The sequence below is a fragment of the Paenibacillus sophorae genome (genome assembly GCF_018966525.1).
Classification (GTDB): domain Bacteria; phylum Bacillota; class Bacilli; order Paenibacillales; family Paenibacillaceae; genus Paenibacillus_AQ; species Paenibacillus_AQ sophorae.
Window position 1 is genome coordinate 3,069,638 of the sequence record NZ_CP076607.1, and the last position, 19,484, is coordinate 3,089,121.

Sequence of the window (19,484 nt, forward strand, 5' to 3'; positions counted from 1 at the left end):
ACGAATAGTTGCGTTTCATACTATCCCGCCTTTAATCTTAATATATGCATATCTATAAATATAGATATATTACCAATAAGCAGACAGCCCAAAATTCCAATGGGGCTGCCTATAAATGGTTTTTAATATAGTCGGTAAATTTACCGATGTTTTCTTCATTCCTGCGGTAGTAAGTCCACTGACCAAAACGTCTGGATTCCAAAAGTCCTGCATTTTTCATTAGCGTTAAATAGCTGGAGATCACGGATTGCGCAAGTCCTGTCTTCTCTTGAATGCTTCCTACACATATCCCTCCTTTGAAGTCGGCATCCGATGGCAAGTAGATTTGAGGACCAAAATGTACATCCGGGCTCTTCAGCCAATCTAAAATTTGCACGCGGGTCTCGTTTGAAAGCGCCTTAAAAATCAATTTAGTATCCATGTTGCTTATTATATCTACTTATCTAGATATTTCAAGATGTATGAGCGAAACAATCTGAATGGTTGGCCATCTTTCCATGAAAATTTCCACCTTATCATCATAAGCTGTCAATTGTTGACTGCCGCCTGCGCCACATAAATTTCACTCTGCCATCAAACAATGAAACCAAAACCTATGTTGGCAAGGGAGATGAAGTTTATGAGGAAGAAACGTTTACGCCATCCGTATTCGGCCGGTACAATGGCTGTCGCACTCCTGGTTATGGCGATTGGCCTTGCAATTGGCGGTGGGTACGGGCATGCAGCACTAAATGATGGACAGATCCTGCCCGGCCAGTTAACAACGAATACTCTGGAGCCGTCCGCACAGACAGCCACCACCGTCCATCCGCGTATAGCCGTAATTATCGACGACTTCGGAAACGGTATGCGGGGGACGGAGGAAATGTTCGCTCTGCCGATCAAGCTCACCGTCGCGGTGATGCCGTTTCTGTCCACCTCAGAGGCGGATGCCCGGCGGGCTCATGAGCGGGGCTTTGACGTTCTGGTGCATTTGCCGATGGAGCCCCGTAATGGCAAGCCGGAATGGCTCGGTCCGGGAGCGGTTCTGTCCAGCTTAAGCGATCAGGAAATCCGCAAGCGCGTCGAGGCGGCGGTGGATAATGTGCCTTACGCGATCGGTATCAATAATCATATGGGCTCCAAAGTTACGGGAGACGAGCGGGTTATGCGCGCCGTATTGTCCGTTTGCAAGGAAAGAGGCCTGTTCTTTGTAGACAGTCATACCAACTATCGTTCGGTAGTCGGCCTAGTGGCCGAGCAAATGGGCCTGCCCCGGGTGGAGAATCATGTCTTTCTGGACGATACCCATTCAGCCGGTCATGTAACCCGTCAATTGCAACGGGCAGAGAAGTGGGCAGTGGACCATAATTACTGCGTAACGATCGGTCATGTCGGAATTCAGGGCAAAGAGACCGCCGCAGGAATCCGCGGCGGCATCAATGATTTAAAGAACCGTGTACAGTTCGTCGGAATTTCCGATCTGGTCAAGAAGGAGTGGAAGTGGAGTTCCCGGCTCACATTTCCATAAGATAGGCGGCAATGCCGTTTGATACCGCTTCAGCGATTTTCTCCTGGCCTTTCGAAGTCGTCAGCATGGCCCGGTCGACCGGGCTGCTTATAAAGCCCGCCTCCACGATAACCGTGGGGGCGGTTATTTTGTTGAGCAGATAGAACGGCTTCCCAGGATGGGAATCTAATTTGACTCCATAAAGTACATTTAGCTGATCCTGAATCGCTTTGGCCAGCATGAAGCTTCGGCCTTCCTGACGGTACAGCACAATCGGTCCGTGCTTCGACGGAGAGGGCGCCCAGTTAATATGAACACTGACGACGACAGCGGCGGGCAGCGTTTCGGCAAGCTCCTTGCGCTGGGCGAGATCGCGCATATGGCGGGAGCGGCTTTGAAGCCACCTATTCTCCTCGCTGGGCGCATAATCGCCGAACCGGTTCAGGACGGCGTCAAAGCCGTCCGCTCTCAGCAGCAGGAACAGCTTGCGGGAAATGGCGAGCGTCAAATCTTTTTCCAGGATGTCCCCATGCGACGTGCCGCCGTCAATGCCCCCGTGACCGGCGTCGATCAGTACGATGCGGTGACCGTGCCCAATCAGTGTTTGAGGTTGTTCATGCCGCTCGTCCGGTAAGGCGAAAGATGGATGGGCATTCCCCGCCAGCAGCGTTCCCGTAATGACCAGGACAAACACCCCTCTTGCTAGAGCTCTCCATTGGTTAGTCAGAATCAAGAGATAAACCTCCCTGTGTAATCTTGAATCCGGAAGCGGTCAATAATCCTTGCTTCAGGGCCTGTTCTTTTTTGGTTAGATTGTGCTTCAAAAGGCAGAATTATGCGGCTGAGGCCCGTTTAGGGCGGAGATAAACGGGCAAACTAACCATTAAGGAGAGGATTACAGGAGGAGGTGAGTGCAGTGGCCTCGGACGGTGAAGATCTGGTCAAATACATTACTGAAAAAGTGGTCGTCTACATGGAAAGCCCTCACGACAGCCGCAGCCGGCACCGAGCAGGCAGACAGCCGTGGAGCCAGAAATGGTTCGGAATGCTGCCGCTCGGCTTGTCAATGTGGCGAAGCAGCCGGAAGGTTAGGGACAAAGGGTAGAAAGAATGATATGTAAAATGGCGCGCAAAGGGGAAACCCATTTGACACGCCATTTTTGTTCTATCAAGCCACTATCTTGGGATCAATTGCCGTATTTCTTTTTCCATTTATCGCGCCATTCTTGATAACTGAGTCCAGTTACTTCTTCCAATGTTTTACCGTTCAATGAGTAAACTGCCCCTGCCAATCCATCGACATCAGGAAAAGAATAACCGCCAACAACCTTGCCTTCACAAAGCATGATATAAAGATTGCTCTTAGCCTGGTAGATCTTTTCCAGCGGATGATTAGAAACTGTAAATTGATATATTATGATCTGTTTTCCAAAATACGTATCGGGTTCTGCCTTCTGAACGCCCCACGCCTGTTGATAGGGCACTGATTCCGTACTTCCGAAAAGTTTGCCTTTGTCCAAAGTGTAGCTGTAAACTTCACCTTTGCTGGAAGTGATGTTATAACCTTGTGCCGTTACGTATTTTTCGGCTGTTTTTTCATCACCTGTGATATTTTTGCCGCATCCTGAAAGGATGAGCAGCACCAGCCCAATGATAAGAGTTATATTTGAAAATCTTTTCATTAGGACCCCCCAATCATTTACTGTCGTTCTGTAACTAATACAACGTTTGCTTTAAAGATATTGTTGCAATATCCATGAAAAAGCCCCATTTTCCGGTAAAAGCGGAGTATGGGGCTGTATTGCTTTCATCCATGCAGTTGGTTTGCCAAAAATCTAGCGTGCCGCTTCTCCATCGCCAGAGACATAGACCTGGAATTTGCCGCTTTGCTGAAGGGCGTCAAGCGGTAGAAACCGTCGTCCGCCAATACCTGAAGCGGCATAAGCGACCGTCTCGCCGCCGGATGCTGCGGAACTTGTCCACAACTGATAGCCCGTAATCATGAGCGGGGCGCCCAGGATGTCGTTGGCTCCGGCATTTGACCGGAACACAAGACCCGGCTGCAGCTGAAGCAGCTGTACGAATTCGTGGGCCTCCAGTGGAGCAAGCTTTGGAGATGTCAGCCACAGCAGATTATCGTACGGATTTCCGGTGTGTCCCGTTTGGAACATCGGCCCGGCTGTGATTTCGGACAATAAGCCGGATGCCGTCAAGCCGTAGCGTCCGGCTGCTTGAGCGCTTCTGGCGACCGCTTCAGCTTTGCTGTCGTCCCAAGGAAGGATCTCCGGAACGATGGCGTTGACATAAAGTGTCTGCCCGTTCACCGTAACTTTCCAGTAGGGCAGAAGCGGCGCATAAAGCGGAACCGGTTCAATGATTTCAAATAAAGAATGGATAAGGCCCTGCTGCGCCAAGAACAGGCGCAGCTCGGTGACGGAGTAGGGAAGTCCTTCGGTATCCGCCCCATATTCGCTGAGTGTGTATCCGCCGTTATCCGAGGCGGTAATGATCATATATCCGATCCGCTTATCGCCGCTGATGAGGTTGACGAGCCACCCGTGAGTTCCGGGTCCCAGCGGATGAATCGATGGTTTCGCCGTTTTCCATTCCTTAAAGGGGGCTTCATCCGAGAGCTTGTCGACTGCTTCATGAACAAAAGTCTTCAGGGAGTCCGGAATGGCAATATCCTGCCGTTTGGGCAGCGGCGATAGGGCTGAATCGGCCGATCCGGCAGCTTCGGCAGCCGCAGTGTCCGTCAGTCTTAAGGATTGGGCGGCAGGAGCATCCGCAGCGGGAGGCCCGAAGGGAAATCCGGTAACGGCCGCTGCCAAGATCAATGCAAGAGTGAAGAGAAAGCACACACGCATCGCTGGGACGATTCGCTTTCTTCTGTTGCTCGGGTTCATTTGCGTTTGTTCACCTGTCCTTTATTGGCCGCCGGAGCTGCCGGATTTTGTCCGTATCTACTATCCTTCATTGTAGTGGACAAGCGCTGAAAAGGTTGTTGCAAGCTGTCGGGCTCACTCAAGGCGGATTTCGGTTTTTTTGGCCGCTTTTAGCGAGCCGGGTCGCTTCCTACTGCTTGCGGAGGTGAAACAGGCCGTAGACGACCGGCGATACGGAAATGCCGGGTTCATACTGCCAAATGGTTTCTTTGCGGCGGCTGGCGTGCTGTTCTTGGGTAGCAAGCCGCTTTTCTTCGTCAGGTTCCTTCAGAAGCTCTTCATAATAAGCGTCTATAATCTCAAGCTCTCCTTGCAGACGCCGCCGCGCAGCCTCGGCCCAGCTGTAATCCTGGCCGGAAAGCCTTGAGAGAATATGGCGCTCGAGCAAGCCGGCTCCCGAAGACAGGGAGATTTCATAAGGCTGAATGTGGACATTCTCCGGCAGGCGGGGAGTCAGCTCAAGCGGGTCCAGAATAGAGCCGAAGTTCTCCATGACTTTTCCGGTAAGCAGCGACACGCCGATGAAATGCAGCTCCTCCCGTTTCAAATCGCAGCTAAGCTCTACCTTGAAGCAGGCGGCGAGCCATGGCTCGTAGGCGGCAGAGAAAAGGGTCATCCGCTGAAGGTTTCCCGGAGCTTCAAACAGATGCAGACATTTCCCCTCGGTCTGCGCCGCGGACCAAATCTGGCGCAGCCGTCTGCTGCCGAAAGTAATGTCCTCGCGGCGGATCAGTCCGGGTCCTAGACGCGGGAGCACCGGCGTTACCCCGAAGTAGCGGGCAAGGATGCCATCGTTCGGCCCGTTGTTCGCAGCCGCGTTCCCGGCACTGCCGATTGGTGCGCTAGCGGCGCCTCCGGCGTTCGCCCCCGGATTGCTCCCGGCGCCCGGTCCGGGATTTCCTCCGGGCGGGCCGGCGCCAGGGCTTCTCGCGCTGTTCGGTCCCTGGCCTACTGGCGATCCTCCGCTCCAAGACGGCGGACTTACCGGCGCGCCGGAGCCGCCTGCCGCGCTGTTCCCCCCCGCTGCAATTAACCCGGAGGGGCCTCTTGGCGCCGGGGCGGTCGCCGCGTCATATTTTTCCGGGTCAAACACGAAGGTAAAGGACAGCGTTTGCGGCTCCGCGCCGGTTCGCTCGACGAACCCCCAGTAGTAGGGCCTGTCAGTTAACATTTGATCGGCGCGGGGGGAGAGCTTTACGGTGACATGAACCGGCGATTTTTCAATGATCTGGCACTCCGTCGCTTCCAGATAGTCCATTACATGCTGTTGCACCTGCTGGGCGGTCATTGTCATGGCGCGGCCTCGCTTTCACTGAGGACTCCATCCTTCAGATCGGCCAGGGTCTGGCCAAGCTGCCCTACTTTGCTGCGGATTTCTTCATCGCTTTCGGCCTCCAGCATGATTTTATACAGACTTTTTTCCAGCGACTCCTTTTTCTCGAACTTTTCCAAAATCGTGTCCAGCCCGCCGATTACGGTCTCGAACAGATTGATTTTTTCATGCAGCAGATGCAGGATATGCTCCTCGATCGTACCGGTGGTGGAGAGGTTGTGGATGATGACATCGTTCTGCTGGCCCAGACGGTGCACCCGGCCGATCCGCTGCTCGACCCGCATCGGGTTCCAGGGAAGATCGAAATTGATCATGTGGTGGCAGAACTGCAGATTAATGCCCTCGCCTCCGGCTTCGGTGGCAATCATCACCTGGGCGCGTCCGCGGAACAGGTCCATCATCCAGTCTTTTTTGCCGCGGTTCATGCCGCCGGAATAAGGAACGGAATGGATGCCGTGATCGCGAAAGTACTGAAGCAAGTACTCCTGGGTCGCCCGGTATTCGGTGAATACGATTACTTTTTCGTTCATTTCTTTAATGAGGGAAATGGTTTTCTCCGCCTTCGTGTTCGCTTTTACCGTCCGGATCTGCTGGAGGAGCTCGATCATCCTTTCCCGGCGGGGCGAGTCCTCGGGCAGCTTTTTCGTCAGATTGACAAGCGTCACGAACACCGCGTCCCGGCTGCTGCACACCTCCCGCTGCAAGGTGACGAGTGACAGCATGCTGTTTAAATTCCCGCCCGATTCCTGATACTGATCTTTGACAAAAGCGGTGACCCCGTCATATAATGTTTGTTCTTCGGGTGAAAGTGTGAGGGGTACATTGCTGACCTTCCGCTTCGTAAAAGTGACCGGTCCTTCGCCTCTCCGGTTGCGGATCATCACTTTGGACAGCTCGCCCCGGAGTTGGTCTTCGTTCTTGGCCACGCGCTTGTCGACGACGAAATTCGCCGCAAAATCGCCCTGGTTCCCGAGCTGGCCCGGCTTCAGCAGCGTTATGAGATTGAACAGCTCGCCGAGGTCGTTCTGCACCGGGGTCGCGGTGAGAAGCAGGCAGTATTTTTTACGGAGCTCCTGAACGAATTGGTAGTTGGTCGTCTTCTTGTTCTTCAGCTTATGGGCTTCATCGATAATGAGCATGTCGTATTCTCTGGAGATTAGGAGCTCCTTGTGGGGATCTCGCTTGGCCGTATCCATGGATGCGACGACGATATCGTTGTCCCAGGAGTACGCCTTCTTTTGCGCCACGGCCGAAATGCCGAACTTCGTATTCAGCTCCCGGACCCACTGGAGCACGAGCGAAGCCGGGACGAGAATCAGCACTTTGGAGACAAGTCCGCGCACAAGATATTCTTTCAGCACGAGGCCCGCTTCGATCGTCTTGCCTAGGCCGACCTCGTCCGCCAGAATCGCGCGTCCCGACATTTCGAACAGCACCTTGCGCGCCGTATCGAGCTGATGGGGCAGAGGAGACAGCGTTGCCAGGTGCTTCATGCACTGCAGCTCCTCGAAGCTTTCCACCAGGCCGGAAGCCTCGCCTTCCATCGCCAGCCGTGACAGCCTCCAGTCGCCCCAGGGACCGCCTTTGTCCAATCGGGATTCCAGGTCTTTCAGCCATTCACGTTCGAAGGAGATAGGCACGGGAAGAACGATATCCTGACCTTGTTCTTGCTCCAGGTTGTTGCGGGGTGCGTGAGTCATGAGAGCTGTCTCCTCCTGCGGGCCTAAAGTTTGCGTTTACATAGTGAAATGTATAAGTAGTATGCGCGTAAAAGAGAGAATTCATAACTGCTATTTTTGGAGCCAGTCTCTAAAAACAGGAGAAACAAAGAGAAAATACGGGCTGTTGCCGTGATTTTTCAGCGTGGGCCGCGATATTTCGCAAAAGACTCTTTCCACAATATATGGTATAGTTTAAAGGCTAATTCACACAATATATTGTGACAAATGCGGTGAAAGCCGTTTTAATCGGAGAAGACCCGCCTACACAGAGATCGAAGTAGTAATCATAATTTCGGGAGGTTGTTTATATTGAGTACTGTGGAGCGCAAGCAGAAGCTGGAGGGACTTAGCGAGAAAATCTTTTTGGACCGCTATGCCTGGAAGGACGCCGACACCAATAATGCCAAGGTGGGAGACGTGGTGCTTGTTCTGACAAAAGACGACCCGAAATTTCCTACCAAGGAAGTCGGGGAAATCGTAGAGCGCAGCGGCCGGATCGTAACGGTCAAGACTCGCAGCGGCGAGCTGGTAAAGTCCGATGTGGAGAAGTTGACGCTTAATATAGAAAAAACACCGGAAGAGATGTGGGACCGTCTGGCCGGAGCCATGGCTTCCGTGGAGAAGACGCCGGAGCTGCAGCGCGAATGGACGGATAAATTCCGCAGTATTCTGGACGACTGGAAGCTCGTTCCGGGAGGCCGGATTGCAGCCGGAGCCGGGGCAAGCGACGAGCTGACGCTGTTCAACTGCTATGTCGTGCCTTCGCCAAAAGACAGCCGGGGCGGCATTATGGAAACCTTGTCCGAAATGACGGAGATTATGGCCCGCGGCGGCGGCGTCGGCATCAATCTGTCATCGCTGCGTCCGCGCCGCGCAGTCGTCAAGGGCGTTAACGGTTCTTCCAGCGGGGCGGTATCCTGGGGCGGACTGTTCAGCTATACCACAGGATTGATCGAGCAGGGCGGAAGCCGCCGCGGCGCGCTGATGCTGATGATCAACGACTGGCATCCGGACGTGGCCGATTTCATTACCGTCAAGCAGACGATGGGTCAAGTGACGAACGCCAACCTGTCGGTATGCGTCAGCAACGGCTTTATGAAGGCGGTCAAAGAAGATCTCGACTGGGATCTCGTATTCCCGGACACGACGGAGCCCGATTACAATGAAGTCTGGGACGGCGACCTCGATAAATGGAAGGCTGCCGGCCGCAAGGTCAATCATTACCGTACTGTAAAAGCGCGGGATATCTGGCATACCATCATCGAGTCCGCATGGAAATCGGCTGAGCCGGGTGTTGTCTTCATGGAGTACTACAACCAGATGTCCAACAGCTGGTACTTCAACCCGATCATTTGCACGAATCCTTGCGGTGAGCAGGGTCTGCCCGGCTGGGGCGTCTGCAACCTGTCGGCAATCAACCTCTCCAAGTTCTATGACGAGGAGAAGCATGATGTGGCCTGGGACGAACTGGCGACAACAACACGTTACTCGGTGCGCTTCCTGGACAATGTCATTGACAAGACGCCTTATCATTTCCCGGAAAATGAAGCCAATCAGAAAAAGGAGCGCCGCGTAGGCCTCGGAACGATGGGTCTGGCCGAGCTGATGATTAAGCTGAACGTTCGCTACGGCAGCCCGGATTCGCTGGCGTTCCTGGACAAGCTGTACGGCTTTATGGCCCGCGAAGCATACCTGGCCTCTTCCGAGATCGCGTCGGAAAAAGGTTCTTTTCAGGCGTTCGACGCCGAGAAATACCTGCTGAGCGGCTTTATGAAAAATATGAGAGAGGTGTATCCCGAAGTCTGCGAGGCCATCGCCAAGCAGGGCATGCGTAATGTAACGGTCATTACCCAAGCGCCGACAGGCAGCACAGGCACGATGGTCGGCACATCGACCGGCATCGAGCCGTACTTTGCCTTCAAATATTTCCGTCAAAGCCGTCTCGGCTTCGACGAGCAGTTCGTGCCGATTGCAGAGGAATATCTTGAGGCTCATCCGGGCGAAGAGCTGCCGGACTATTTCGTGACCTCGATGGACCTGTCCGCGAAGGATCACATCCGTGTGCAGGCTTCCATTCAGCGCTGGGTGGACAGCTCCATTTCCAAGACGGCGAACTGCCCGAACGACTTTACGGTGGAAGAAACGAAGGAACTGTACGAACTGGCCTTCGACCTCGGCTGCAAGGGCGTAACGATCTACCGCGACGGCAGCCGGGATGTACAGGTATTGCAGACGGAGAAGAAGGATGACAAGAAAGACGCTCCGCTGAAGGAGACGGCGGCTCCAATTGCCGAAGCGGCAGAAGCCGCACCGGTTAGTGCAGCCCAGGCTGCCGCTACACAAGCGGCTCCGGTCACCAGTGCATCCGCTGATTCCGGTTCGGCTTCAAACGGCAAGGTTGTCGACAAGCAGTACAAGAAACGCCCGCAGGTGCTGCGCGGTGCGACATACAAGATTAACACGCCGTTCGGTATGGCGTACATTACCATCAACGATCTGGACGGCACCCCGGCCGAAATCTTCCTTAATGTCGGCAAGGCTGGCTCCGACGTGTTCGCGATGGCGGAAGCACTCGGCCGCGTCTGCTCCTTGTTCCTCCGCTACGGGGACCACGGCGAGAAGGTTGAGCTGCTGATCAAGCACCTCAAAGGCATCGGCGGCTCCGGCGCCATCGGGTTCGGCGCGAACCGCGTCGAGTCGATCGCCGACGCGGTAGCGAAGGCGCTGGAGACTCATGTGCAGCAAAGCGCACACGAAGAGCACGTTCCCGCGCCAATCGCGGCAACGCTCGCGCTGGAGGATTTCGAAGGCGCGCTGAACGCGGAGCTTCAGGCCGGGGGCGCTGCGGCAGCCCCGGCCGCTGAGGCCGACCACGGCCACGGCGGACACGGGCACAGCCACTCGTCAGCGGCTTCCCGCGACCTGTGCCCATCCTGCGGCACCGCCTCGCTGATCAACATCGAGGGCTGTAAGACATGCGGAAATTGCGGGTACAGCCGGTGCGGGTAAGCTGAAGAATGCCTTTCATGTAATGTGATTGTTGTGATTTTTCATTTTAAATGAGAAATATTCTATTTATAATGAGAAATTTATTTCATTATAGGTGAGAAAAATATCTTTACGCATTAAAGTGAATAAATATACAAGAATTATCCCGAGCAATGGAGGGTTCGTGGACTGTCAGTCTTACCTATCACGTTGACAATCGAATGAAAACGGTCGAGGGGAATATTGTTAAATTTGATCCCTTAAATGACATTCCATTTGTAGAAACGAAAAAGGGAGAACAGCGTTTATCGGTAAGGAACATTATTAATGTTTATTGTCTAGAGTAATCACCAGTAAGGGACATTAAAAATTTGGTTTTGCAGGATTAATAGGAAAGCCCCCAATGGGGGCTTTTGAGTCTTATTTTTTGAAAAATTTACCGAAAATCTTAAAGGGGATAGCCAGAATAGACATACCCCAAGCAGGAACGAATAGAAGACACTTCATAACTTTGCTTTGCATATCACCTTCAAACTCATACGCATTTTTCCAAAGAAAACTTTCGGAAGTAAGAATAATCTTGGAACCAATCATAAACAACAATATAGTCCCCCAAAAATATACCCCTTCGTATGCTAGATTTTATGCGAGATTCAATATGTTGGGTCTTAATCTTTGGTACTATTTCATCAGTAGCGATCAGTATGATCCTTTTTACTTGGGCGGGAAAGATTGATGGAGAAAAACACCCAAATAAAAAAGCCAATTTCCGAATTGGTTCTATTGCACTTGCCATATTTCTATTTGTTTTTTTGGAGGGTGGTTCTTCTTTCGAGCTTTTTCCGTTTACGAAATCATTGCTGGTGGTGGAGTAAGGCCGGATTCGGAACTTATTAACCAGAAATATGCAGAACTGAAAAATGGGCATTTTTATTCGCTATACATATACGATAGCTCCACCATGGGCATTGAAGATGACAATGGTGTACCGACAGAGTTTCGCAGAGTATTCCGGTTTTTCGAAAAGAAGCGTGCTGTTAGAGACTTGCGGGAAGGGAAGGCTCCTCTTACAGACAATAAAGCATTTAAAAATTTAAAAAGAACTTTTTCAAATGCTTACCCCTTATTCCTAGATATAAACTATTCTGACATTACAAAATATATGGAGCAAGATATTAAACGTTAGAAAAATTTATATTGCCCCGAGCCCATTTCCTTCGAAATGACATCCATCATTAACCATCCTCGAATCCCCAAGCGCAAGAAGATTTTCGCATTGCTTTAATATCTTGCAGAGGAGGTAGACCAAAAAGCCTTCGGTATTCCCGGTTGAATTGCGACGGACTTTCATACCCTACTGTCAATGCGGCCGTCGTTGCTCCTATGGGACCGCTCAACATCAGGCGCCTGGCCTCCTGAAGGCGAAGCTGCTTCTGATACTGCAAAGGCCCCATTGTTGTAATCGCTTTGAATTTATGGTGCAGTCCGGAGTTGCTCATGTTGCAGGATTTTGCAAGTTCCTCAACGGTAAAACAACGTGCGTAATTTTCTTTGATCCATTGGATCGCCTTACCGACTCCTTCCGCTCTTTGATCAAAGAGCGCCTTTTGGAAAAATAAGTGTCCAAAATCACCTGACAGTAAGTTGAAAATCATTTCCCTTTTGATCAGTTCGGACAGAAATCGAACTTCTTTAGGCTTATCGATTAGCTTCAGTAACCGGGAAAATATATCAAGCAGCTCGGCATCCGATTTTCCGATGAAGGTTCCTGCACCCAGATCTTTCTCATTTGGCTCTGTGACGATTTCTGCCTCCATGACCACAGAAGCGATTTCTTGCGTCGTAAAATCGATACGCAATGCAAGATAAGGCGATTCTTCCGTTGCTCCGATGACTTGGGCGGAAGCCGGCATATCGATCAGCGATGCCAAATAATCACCCGCGGAGTATTGAAAGATATTTTGCCCAAGGTAAAGCTTCTTAGTCCCTTGAAGGGTCAGACAAAAGGAAGGAGTCAAAACACCTTGGCTTCGCAGTGTATCGCGACTGCTTTTGATAATGGAAAGAAACGGAACTCTGGTTGGCGTCCGTCCATCTGCCAGGGGAATCCGATCCGTCATGGCAATGAGTTGATCCAGCGCTTTCTTATGAATAGAAACACTCTTTCCATTTATAGTGCGGTTATCCAGTCTTTGTTCTGGCATTTATTCCATCCCTCCCATCCTTATCTAAATTATATAGGCATTGAAAAAGATTGAAAAGCAAAGGAACTATGTAATAAAACATCGACTTGCAGCTTTAGGCAATTTTTAAGCAGGAACGGTCTACTTCCTTCCGCCGATTCCATCCATAATATTTTTCAGAACGTTATCTTCTAAAAAGGAAAGGAACATGTTTATGCATCAGTCAAAATGGATCATCTTAACCATTATTATCGCATGTCAGCTTATCGTTGTGCTTGACGCCTCCATTATGGTGACGGCAATGCCTCAAATCGGTCGTTCACTTCATATGTCGACAACCAGCTTGACCTGGGTTCAAAACAGCTATATTTTGGCATTTGGAGGTTTCTTGTTGCTTGGTGCCCGGGCAGGAGATCTTCTAGGGCGCAGAAGAATTCTTGGTATAGGCATTGGATTATTTTCGCTTACCTCTCTGCTGGCCGGCATGGCGCCGACAGCTGAATTTTTGCTTGTTTCCCGTGCATTCCAAGGCTTTGCGGCTGCGTTGGCAACACCTGCTGCGCTAGCATTGCTGTCAGCAACTTTTGTAGAGGCCCAGGAACGTTCTAGAGCGATCGCGATGTACAGCGCGGTTTCGGCTGCAGGGGGCAGTATCGGTCTCATTCTTGGCGGATTCTTCACCGATTTTATTTCTTGGCGCGTCGGGATGTTTATCAATCTACCCATTGGGATTGCTTTGCTGTATTTGGTACTGAGGTTTATACAGAAAACAAGTACGAGGACCGGACGTTTTGACCTTTGGGGTGCGATTGTCTCCGTAATGGGCATGACTGCGTTGGTATTCGGCTTTGTTCATGCTGCGGATCAAGGTTGGGGGAAACCCGAAACATGGATTTCGCTTGCAGCCGGGATTGTTTTGTTAGCGGCATTCGTTCTTATTGAAGCTCGGGTGACTGAGCCGATCATCCCACTCCGATTGTTTGCGAGCCGCCAGCGGTCCGGGGCTTATCTTGGAAGGTTCCTAATGGTATGCGGGAATTTTTCACTCTTTTTCTTTATCCCTCAATATTTGCAAAACGTCCTCGGTTGCAGCTCGCTTGAAGCAGGTTTAGCCTTCCTGCCATTTACAGGCGCCCAGTTCGGGATGATGTACCTGATGCATGGGTTGGTTCACCGTTTTGGAAATATAAAAGTCCTGATGACCGGTTTGCTATTCGCAATCATTGGTACACTTTGGATGAGCCGAATTGTCTCCGTGCAAGCTCAGTTCTTTCCGCAAATGTTCATCCTTTTGACGATCATGGGCATTGGCGCCGGAATGGTTTTCCAACCACTCACCGTTTTGGGGCTCTCAGAAGTGGATCCTCACGATTCGGGTGCAGCTTCGGGTCTAATTAATGTCGCGCATCAAAGCGGTTCCTCGTTAGGTTTGGCTGTTCTCATAACCGTATTTAATGTAGCTATCCGTACGGATCAACCTTCAAAGATGCAATTTGCTCATGGTGTATCGGAGTCCATATTGGGATCAGTGATATTTATTACATTAGCTCTTGTTGTGACGTTTTTCTGCTTTGTTCCATCAAGCCAACCTGCTCGAAAACAAGGTTTGACAGATTCTTGATACAAGGCCGATATAACACGCTCGGATACCATCAGCAAGGGAAGTTCGCGCATAAATTTCATGTTGATACACTGAAGAAAAATGATCAGAAGGGTATCTTTGGCTCTCATCCAAAAAGGAAAGAGTCAGGTAACTTTACTTTATGCCTGACTCTTTCCTTATTCATTATGAATAATTCACTTGAGTGTTGCGAAAATCGAGGCATAACTCTTAAGGTTCTGGGTGAGAAATTGGATCGCCCAATAGCGACGAATCCCGTGGAAGGATAGTAACTGGTACTGATCAAAACCTAGAAGCTCTTTGAAGTAGCGATAGCCTGTTTCGATGTGCCAACGTGGACGGTAGTAGCGTAGGATGGTCACGAAATCCAGGCTAGGATCCGTGCAAAGCACACAAAAGGTACTCGTTTTGCGTCGAACGTTTCTTCCCATGAAAGCAACACGCGTGCATTCTCAGTTTCCCCACGGTTACGGAGCGGAGGTCGCTATTTTGGATATATTGCGCAGCGAAGTCGGACATCGATATTCGGACACCGGCAGGGCTGATTTTTCGGTTCGTTTTTACGTCGGCAATGACATGAAAGCCGCGCGAGTTACAGGCATCAAGCATCTTCTGACTTGTGTACCAGCTATCCATCAGAACGTAGACAGTTTCGTTCGCAGTCGCCGGAAATGCTGAGATCATTTCCAAGGCAAGATCATTCTTGCTCTTGAAATTCAAGTTGTGTTCCTGGCAGTACTGCTCCCGAAAATAGGGGCGGAAATCCCAAGCAAACGATTGATCACCGCATACCAGATGCGTCGTCACAACACAGTGAGACCATACTCCCTTGCCTTCGTCGTGAGCAAAGTGAAAATCGAGCCCTTCCATCTGGCGAGTCGTGACCCGCTTTTTGCAGGACGTATCGTCGACCAGCAGGAAGATGATCCTACCATTGGAATTGGTACATCTCCTTTTCCTGGATTTGGTGCTGTTGTGGTAACCATCCAATTCGCTGGAAAACGTCGATGTCCTTTTACTTTTGTTCACTTCGACAAAGGTTCTAAGAAAGCTTATTGATGTAACACAATCCTACACTGTGTTACATGACAAGATTTTTGCAAGACTCAAGATACTAATGATTTCCTGAGGTATGAAAGATACAACTGAACAAAACACCCAATTTTATGAATAAGTGCCATGAACGACTAAGGAGCTGCCAGCCGCGCAGCTCCTTTTTAGATCTTCATAAAATAAGATGTTTGATACATATGTCCTTGGTGTTTATCGCTACGCTAATAGTTAAATCCAATCACAAATGCTTCACCTTTACAAGCCGGTCGCAGATGAATGAACTTTCGTGACTCCGCTTTTTTCGGTTACCCGTATCGGTCTGATTTAATACGGGGCTGGCGAGATTGTACTGGCGTTGCCAAGGATGGTGGCGGCATTGAATGGAGCTTCGGCCGGAAGCAAGGCCTGGAGATCTAGCAATCGGGCCAGCCGATGGCGCCTCAAGCCGAGCCAGGGGCGGTCAGATTCGTAAGGAAGAACTCCGCGAGCTTCAAAACCGCAGGAGCCACGTACTCGTCCTTGTCGTAAAGGGCGACATGGGTAGCACCGTCAATCCAAAACAGTTCCTTGGGCTCTTGCGCGTTCGCAAACGCTTCGGTCGTCATCCATGAAGTGACGGCTTGAGTTCCAACGATCATGAGCAGCGGGCGAGGCGCGATCAGGTCGATGAACCGGAACGCGTCGAAATATGCGATGCGGTCTATACTGTTCCAGGTAAAGACCTTAGCCGCGCACGGGTGCTGTGCGCGGTCGGTGCAGTAATATTCCCAACCCTCGAAGGCGTGCTGGCCGAAGGCGCGGGCCTGGTCCTCGGTCTCCGGGAAAATTGGGAATGTGCCGACGCCTTCGCCGCGGGCTTCGGAGGTGCGGGCCGCCGCTGCGGCGTCGAGCATGCCCTGGATGATGGCGGGGTCCTGCTTGCCATCGCTGCCGTTACGGAATTGACGGCTGATGTCGGCGGCGCTGACGGTAGCGACGGCCTTGATGCGGTGGTCTGTCACAGTGGCGGGGATCACATAGCCGCCAGAGGCACAGATGCCCAGTGCACCGATGCGGTCCGGGTCGACCTCGTTGTGCACACTGAGGAACGAGACGGCAGCCTTGAAGTCCTCGACCCGGTGGGCTGGGTCCTCCAATCCGCGCGGCTCTCCTCCGCTTTCGCCCTGATAGGCGGCGTCGAAGGTAAGAGTGACGAAACCCCGCTCGGCCAGGCGCTTTGCGTAGAGGCCCGCAGCCTGCTCCTTGACGCCGGTGCCGGGATGGCCGACGACGATCGCAGGGCGCGGCCCGCTGACCTCTCCGTCGGGTGTGTAGAGGTGGCCGGCGATCTTCACGCCGGCACTGTCGAAGGTGACGTCCGTCTTAGTATAGTATTTCATGCTTTATCCCTCCAAAATTTTATTTTCGAACTTACATTTACGATATTGACACATTTAGTCCGAAATGTAAAGTATGAAATTTAACATACTTGACATTTGTTGACCTGTTCGTTAACCTGAGTATATGGATAAAAAAGAATCGGCAAGACTGGCGTACGTTCTTGAGACAGCTCTGAATATTTTTGCTCGGTACGGCTATAAAAAAACATCCATTGAGGATATCTCGAAAGCCGCGGGCATCACACGTCAGGGGATTTATCTTCATTTTAAAAATAAAGATGAGATCTTTAGCGCTTCCATTCAAAAAGCGTTGGACGACGGTTTGCATGCCGCCGATCAGATACTTGAGGATGACCGCTTAACGCTGGAAGAAAAACTGTTTCAATCTTTAGACGAGTGGTTTGGCCGTCACGTAGGATTCCTTCATCCTGAAGCGTCCGATCTTGCGGCCCAATGTGAGCGCGTTCTCGGCGACGCTGTTGAAAACAGCAGTTCATCATTTCAAAAGAAACTCGAACAAGTCATTCTGGAGTCATCTGGGAAAAATACAAAAGACGCGGAGACGCGCGCTGCGACCATTACCGACATGCTATGTACATGTGCATTGACTTGGAAGCATCGTTTATCATCGCGGCAAGAATTCCAAAAGAAGTTGTGTGACGCCATCCACTTGTGTTGTCAAGATCTTCGAGACTAGTTTTTGAGATTAGAAGGAAAATGAGCATCTGTTAAAACTTTATTTTTTCAAAAAGTTCAACCGGCTCGGATGACCGTACGCGGGATCAAATTTTGGTATCGAGTGACGGAACAACATGGAGCATCTTTACCAAGTGGATTTCTTGATTGATACAAAGTTGAAATGTGAAATTGGTTGTGCTACAATGCTAGTAATTAATCTAGGGGAGATGATGAGAATAATGTAATATTTCTTGCCTATTTACGAATGATAAAACAAAAACTGTTTTATTTTTTGTTAAGCAAGAAAGTTACTTATTCTCTTCACTCAAATAAAATAACAATATCTAATCCATTAATTGGGTTAGATTTTAGTATTTGTTTATTTGAGCTACAAGAAAGGTAACTTTCTTGTAGCTCTTTATTTTTTTATGGAGGATTTTGCCAATGTCTTTAATCAATGTGACCAACCTGACTTTTGCTTATGACGGTAGCTACGACAACATCTTCGAAAACGTTAGCTTTCAAATTAATATGGATTGGAAATTAGGTTTTACTGGAAGGAACGGTCGAGGCAAAACAACATTTCTGAACCTGCTGCTTGGTAAATACGATTACAGCGGAACCATTTCAGCAAATGTCAGCTTTGAATACTTCCCCTTCCATGTTGAACACAAGGAATTTAATACCCTGGACGTTATCGACGAAATTTATCCCGACTATGAGCATTGGCAGATCGTACGCGAGCTTTCGTTGCTGAAGGTGTCAGAGGATGTGTTGTATCGGCCGTTTGAAACCATGTCAAACGGGGAGCAAACGAAAGTATTACTTGCAACCTTGTTTTTGAAGGAAAACAGTTTCCTGCTTATCGACGAACCAACTAATCATTTGGACATTCACGCACGGAAGCTGGTCAGCGATTATCTAAAAACCAAGAATGGATTTATTTTGGTTTCACACGATCGCGCATTTCTAGATAATTGCGTGGACCACATTCTTTCGATAAACAAAACTCATATTGAGGTCCAGAAAGGTAATTTCTCGGACTGGTGGGAGAATAAACAAAGGCAGGATAACTATGAACTAGCCGAGAACGACAAGCTGCGAAAAGACATTAAACGGCTATCCGAAGCCTCAAGTAGAACGAGTAACTGGTCGCACGAAGTAGAGAAAACAAAAAACGGCACTCGCAATTCCGGTTCGAAAGTCGATAAAGGATTTATCGGACACAAGGCCGCCAAAATGATGAAACGTTCCAAATCGATTGAACAGAGACAACAATCCGCGATTGAGGAGAGTTCCAAACTCCTGAAAAATATCGAAAGCTCGGAAAGTCTGAAAATCACTCAACTTGCTTATAACAAAAAGCAAATGGTGGAATTAGAGCATGTTTCTATCCATTACGGAGAACACACAGTATGCAACGACGTAACCTTTACCGTTGAACAAGGAGAACGCGTTACACTTGCGGGTTCAAACGGTTCGGGAAAATCAAGTATTCTCAAGCTAATTCTTGGCGAGGAGATCCCTTTTACGGGAACATTTCGCAAAGGTAGTCAATTAAAAATTTCATACGTATCACAAGATACCTCACATCTGCAGGGCAACTTATCAGATTATGCGAGCCAGAACGAGATCGATGAGAGCTTGTTCAAAGCGATTTTAAGGAAACTCGATTTTTCGCGCATACAATTTGAAAAAGACATGTCTTCATTCAGCGGCGGACAGAAGAAGAAGGTACTGATCGCAAAGAGCTTATGCGAGAAGGCACATCTCCATATATGGGACGAACCGTTAAACTTTATTGACGTCATTTCCCGTATGCAGATTGAAGAACTATTGCTGGAACATTCTCCGACAATACTTTTTGTAGAGCACGATAGTGAATTTTGTAAAAATATCGCCACCAAAATCGTCGAACTGTAATATAACTTTACGCTTATTTTATATTAGGAGGTTGAAATAAATGTTTGAAGTTGTAAATGTTCATGTGAACCGTTCATTGTCCGTTGGTACGGTTCACGATCAAACTAAACGGATGCCGGAGCATTATCCATCTATCGATAGATGCACGTAGCGACTTGAGCTGCAAGCATC

At 50.0% G+C, this 19,484-nt stretch carries 18 protein-coding genes; 9 read left to right on the forward strand and 9 right to left on the reverse strand.

The features are described 5' to 3' along the window. Positions 1-109 precede the first annotated feature (109 nt). On the reverse strand, positions 110-421 hold the full coding sequence (locus tag KP014_RS14425) for an ArsR/SmtB family transcription factor (protein ID WP_025694933.1): 312 nt from the start codon (positions 419-421) through the stop codon (positions 110-112). Between the two features lie 198 nt (positions 422-619). Between KP014_RS14425 and KP014_RS14430 the strand changes: the two genes are divergently transcribed. Next, a complete protein-coding gene (locus KP014_RS14430; protein WP_246590498.1) occupies positions 620-1,510 on the forward strand; it encodes a divergent polysaccharide deacetylase family protein in 891 nt (296 codons plus the stop codon). Here KP014_RS14430 and KP014_RS14435 read toward each other — a convergent pair. Beyond that, the gene (locus KP014_RS14435) at positions 1,497-2,222 is read right to left on the reverse strand and encodes an N-acetylmuramoyl-L-alanine amidase (protein WP_090834714.1); all 726 of its coding nucleotides are present in this window, start codon (positions 2,220-2,222) and stop codon (positions 1,497-1,499) included. The two genes, KP014_RS14430 and KP014_RS14435, sit on opposite strands and share 14 nt — an antisense overlap. Before the next feature lie 183 nt (positions 2,223-2,405). Between KP014_RS14435 and KP014_RS14440 the strand changes: the two genes are divergently transcribed. Further along, positions 2,406-2,594, forward strand: coding sequence for a YqzE family protein (locus tag KP014_RS14440; RefSeq protein ID WP_036598186.1), 189 nt, complete (start codon positions 2,406-2,408; stop codon positions 2,592-2,594). Between the two features lie 82 nt (positions 2,595-2,676). Here KP014_RS14440 and KP014_RS14445 read toward each other — a convergent pair whose 3' ends face one another. From KP014_RS14445 to KP014_RS14460, 4 genes are all read right to left on the reverse strand, one after another. After that, positions 2,677-3,171 carry a hypothetical protein gene (locus tag KP014_RS14445; protein WP_036598187.1) on the reverse strand — a complete coding sequence of 165 codons (495 nt, stop codon included), beginning with the start codon at positions 3,169-3,171 and terminating at the stop codon, positions 2,677-2,679. 153 nt (positions 3,172-3,324) lie between these two features. After that, positions 3,325-4,395, reverse strand: a complete 1,071-nt coding sequence (locus tag KP014_RS14450) for a hypothetical protein (protein ID WP_090834712.1) — start codon at positions 4,393-4,395, stop codon at positions 3,325-3,327. A gap of 169 nt (positions 4,396-4,564) precedes the next feature. After that, positions 4,565-5,728: a YqhG family protein gene (locus tag KP014_RS14455; RefSeq protein WP_036587510.1), complete on the reverse strand. Its 1,164-nt coding sequence runs from the start codon at positions 5,726-5,728 to the stop codon at positions 4,565-4,567. Then, the gene (locus tag KP014_RS14460) at positions 5,725-7,467 is read right to left on the reverse strand and encodes a DEAD/DEAH box helicase (protein WP_051499235.1); all 1,743 of its coding nucleotides are present in this window, start codon (positions 7,465-7,467) and stop codon (positions 5,725-5,727) included. Before KP014_RS14460 ends, KP014_RS14455 begins: the two co-directional genes overlap by 4 nt. A 330-nt stretch (positions 7,468-7,797) precedes the next feature. On the opposite strand from KP014_RS14460, the gene KP014_RS14465 reads away from it, so the two are divergent. The 3 genes from KP014_RS14465 (at position 7,798) to KP014_RS14475 (ending at position 11,662) form a co-directional block, all read left to right on the forward strand. Continuing rightward, on the forward strand, positions 7,798-10,497 hold the full coding sequence (locus KP014_RS14465) for an adenosylcobalamin-dependent ribonucleoside-diphosphate reductase (RefSeq protein ID WP_090834710.1): 2,700 nt from the start codon (positions 7,798-7,800) through the stop codon (positions 10,495-10,497). Between the two features lie 131 nt (positions 10,498-10,628). Beyond that, a complete protein-coding gene (locus KP014_RS29370; RefSeq protein ID WP_425517284.1) occupies positions 10,629-10,823 on the forward strand; it encodes a YolD-like family protein in 195 nt (64 codons plus the stop codon). A gap of 614 nt (positions 10,824-11,437) precedes the next feature. After that, the gene (locus tag KP014_RS14475; protein ID WP_036601912.1) at positions 11,438-11,662 is read left to right on the forward strand and encodes a hypothetical protein; all 225 of its coding nucleotides are present in this window, start codon (positions 11,438-11,440) and stop codon (positions 11,660-11,662) included. Between the two features lie 49 nt (positions 11,663-11,711). Here KP014_RS14475 and KP014_RS14480 read toward each other — a convergent pair whose 3' ends face one another. Next, positions 11,712-12,680 (reverse strand): AraC family transcriptional regulator, encoded by a 969-nt coding sequence (locus KP014_RS14480; RefSeq protein ID WP_036601914.1) that lies wholly within the window; start codon positions 12,678-12,680, stop codon positions 11,712-11,714. A 187-nt stretch (positions 12,681-12,867) separates the two neighbouring features. Between KP014_RS14480 and KP014_RS14485 the strand changes: the two genes are divergently transcribed. Next, a complete protein-coding gene (locus KP014_RS14485) occupies positions 12,868-14,280 on the forward strand; it encodes an MFS transporter (RefSeq protein ID WP_246590499.1) in 1,413 nt (470 codons plus the stop codon). Between the two features lie 372 nt (positions 14,281-14,652). On the opposite strand, the gene KP014_RS14495 is transcribed toward KP014_RS14485, so the two are convergent. Beyond that, positions 14,653-15,195 (reverse strand): transposase, encoded by a 543-nt coding sequence (locus KP014_RS14495; protein ID WP_343223123.1) that lies wholly within the window; start codon positions 15,193-15,195, stop codon positions 14,653-14,655. Between KP014_RS14495 and KP014_RS28790 the strand changes: the two genes are divergently transcribed. Further along, positions 15,076-15,339, forward strand: coding sequence for a hypothetical protein (locus KP014_RS28790; RefSeq protein WP_246590799.1), 264 nt, complete (start codon positions 15,076-15,078; stop codon positions 15,337-15,339). The genes KP014_RS14495 and KP014_RS28790 overlap by 120 nt on opposite strands. Before the next feature lie 434 nt (positions 15,340-15,773). Here KP014_RS28790 and KP014_RS14500 read toward each other — a convergent pair whose 3' ends face one another. Then, positions 15,774-16,712 (reverse strand): alpha/beta hydrolase, encoded by a 939-nt coding sequence (locus tag KP014_RS14500; RefSeq protein ID WP_090834704.1) that lies wholly within the window; start codon positions 16,710-16,712, stop codon positions 15,774-15,776. A 124-nt stretch (positions 16,713-16,836) separates the two neighbouring features. On the opposite strand from KP014_RS14500, the gene KP014_RS14505 reads away from it, so the two are divergent. Both KP014_RS14505 and KP014_RS14510 read left to right on the forward strand, forming a co-directional pair. Further along, positions 16,837-17,409: a TetR/AcrR family transcriptional regulator gene (locus KP014_RS14505; protein ID WP_036588880.1), complete on the forward strand. Its 573-nt coding sequence runs from the start codon at positions 16,837-16,839 to the stop codon at positions 17,407-17,409. Positions 17,410-17,834: 425 nt separating this feature from the next. Next, positions 17,835-19,313 carry an Lsa family ABC-F type ribosomal protection protein gene (locus tag KP014_RS14510; protein WP_036588883.1) on the forward strand — a complete coding sequence of 493 codons (1,479 nt, stop codon included), beginning with the start codon at positions 17,835-17,837 and terminating at the stop codon, positions 19,311-19,313. Positions 19,314-19,484 lie beyond the last annotated feature (171 nt).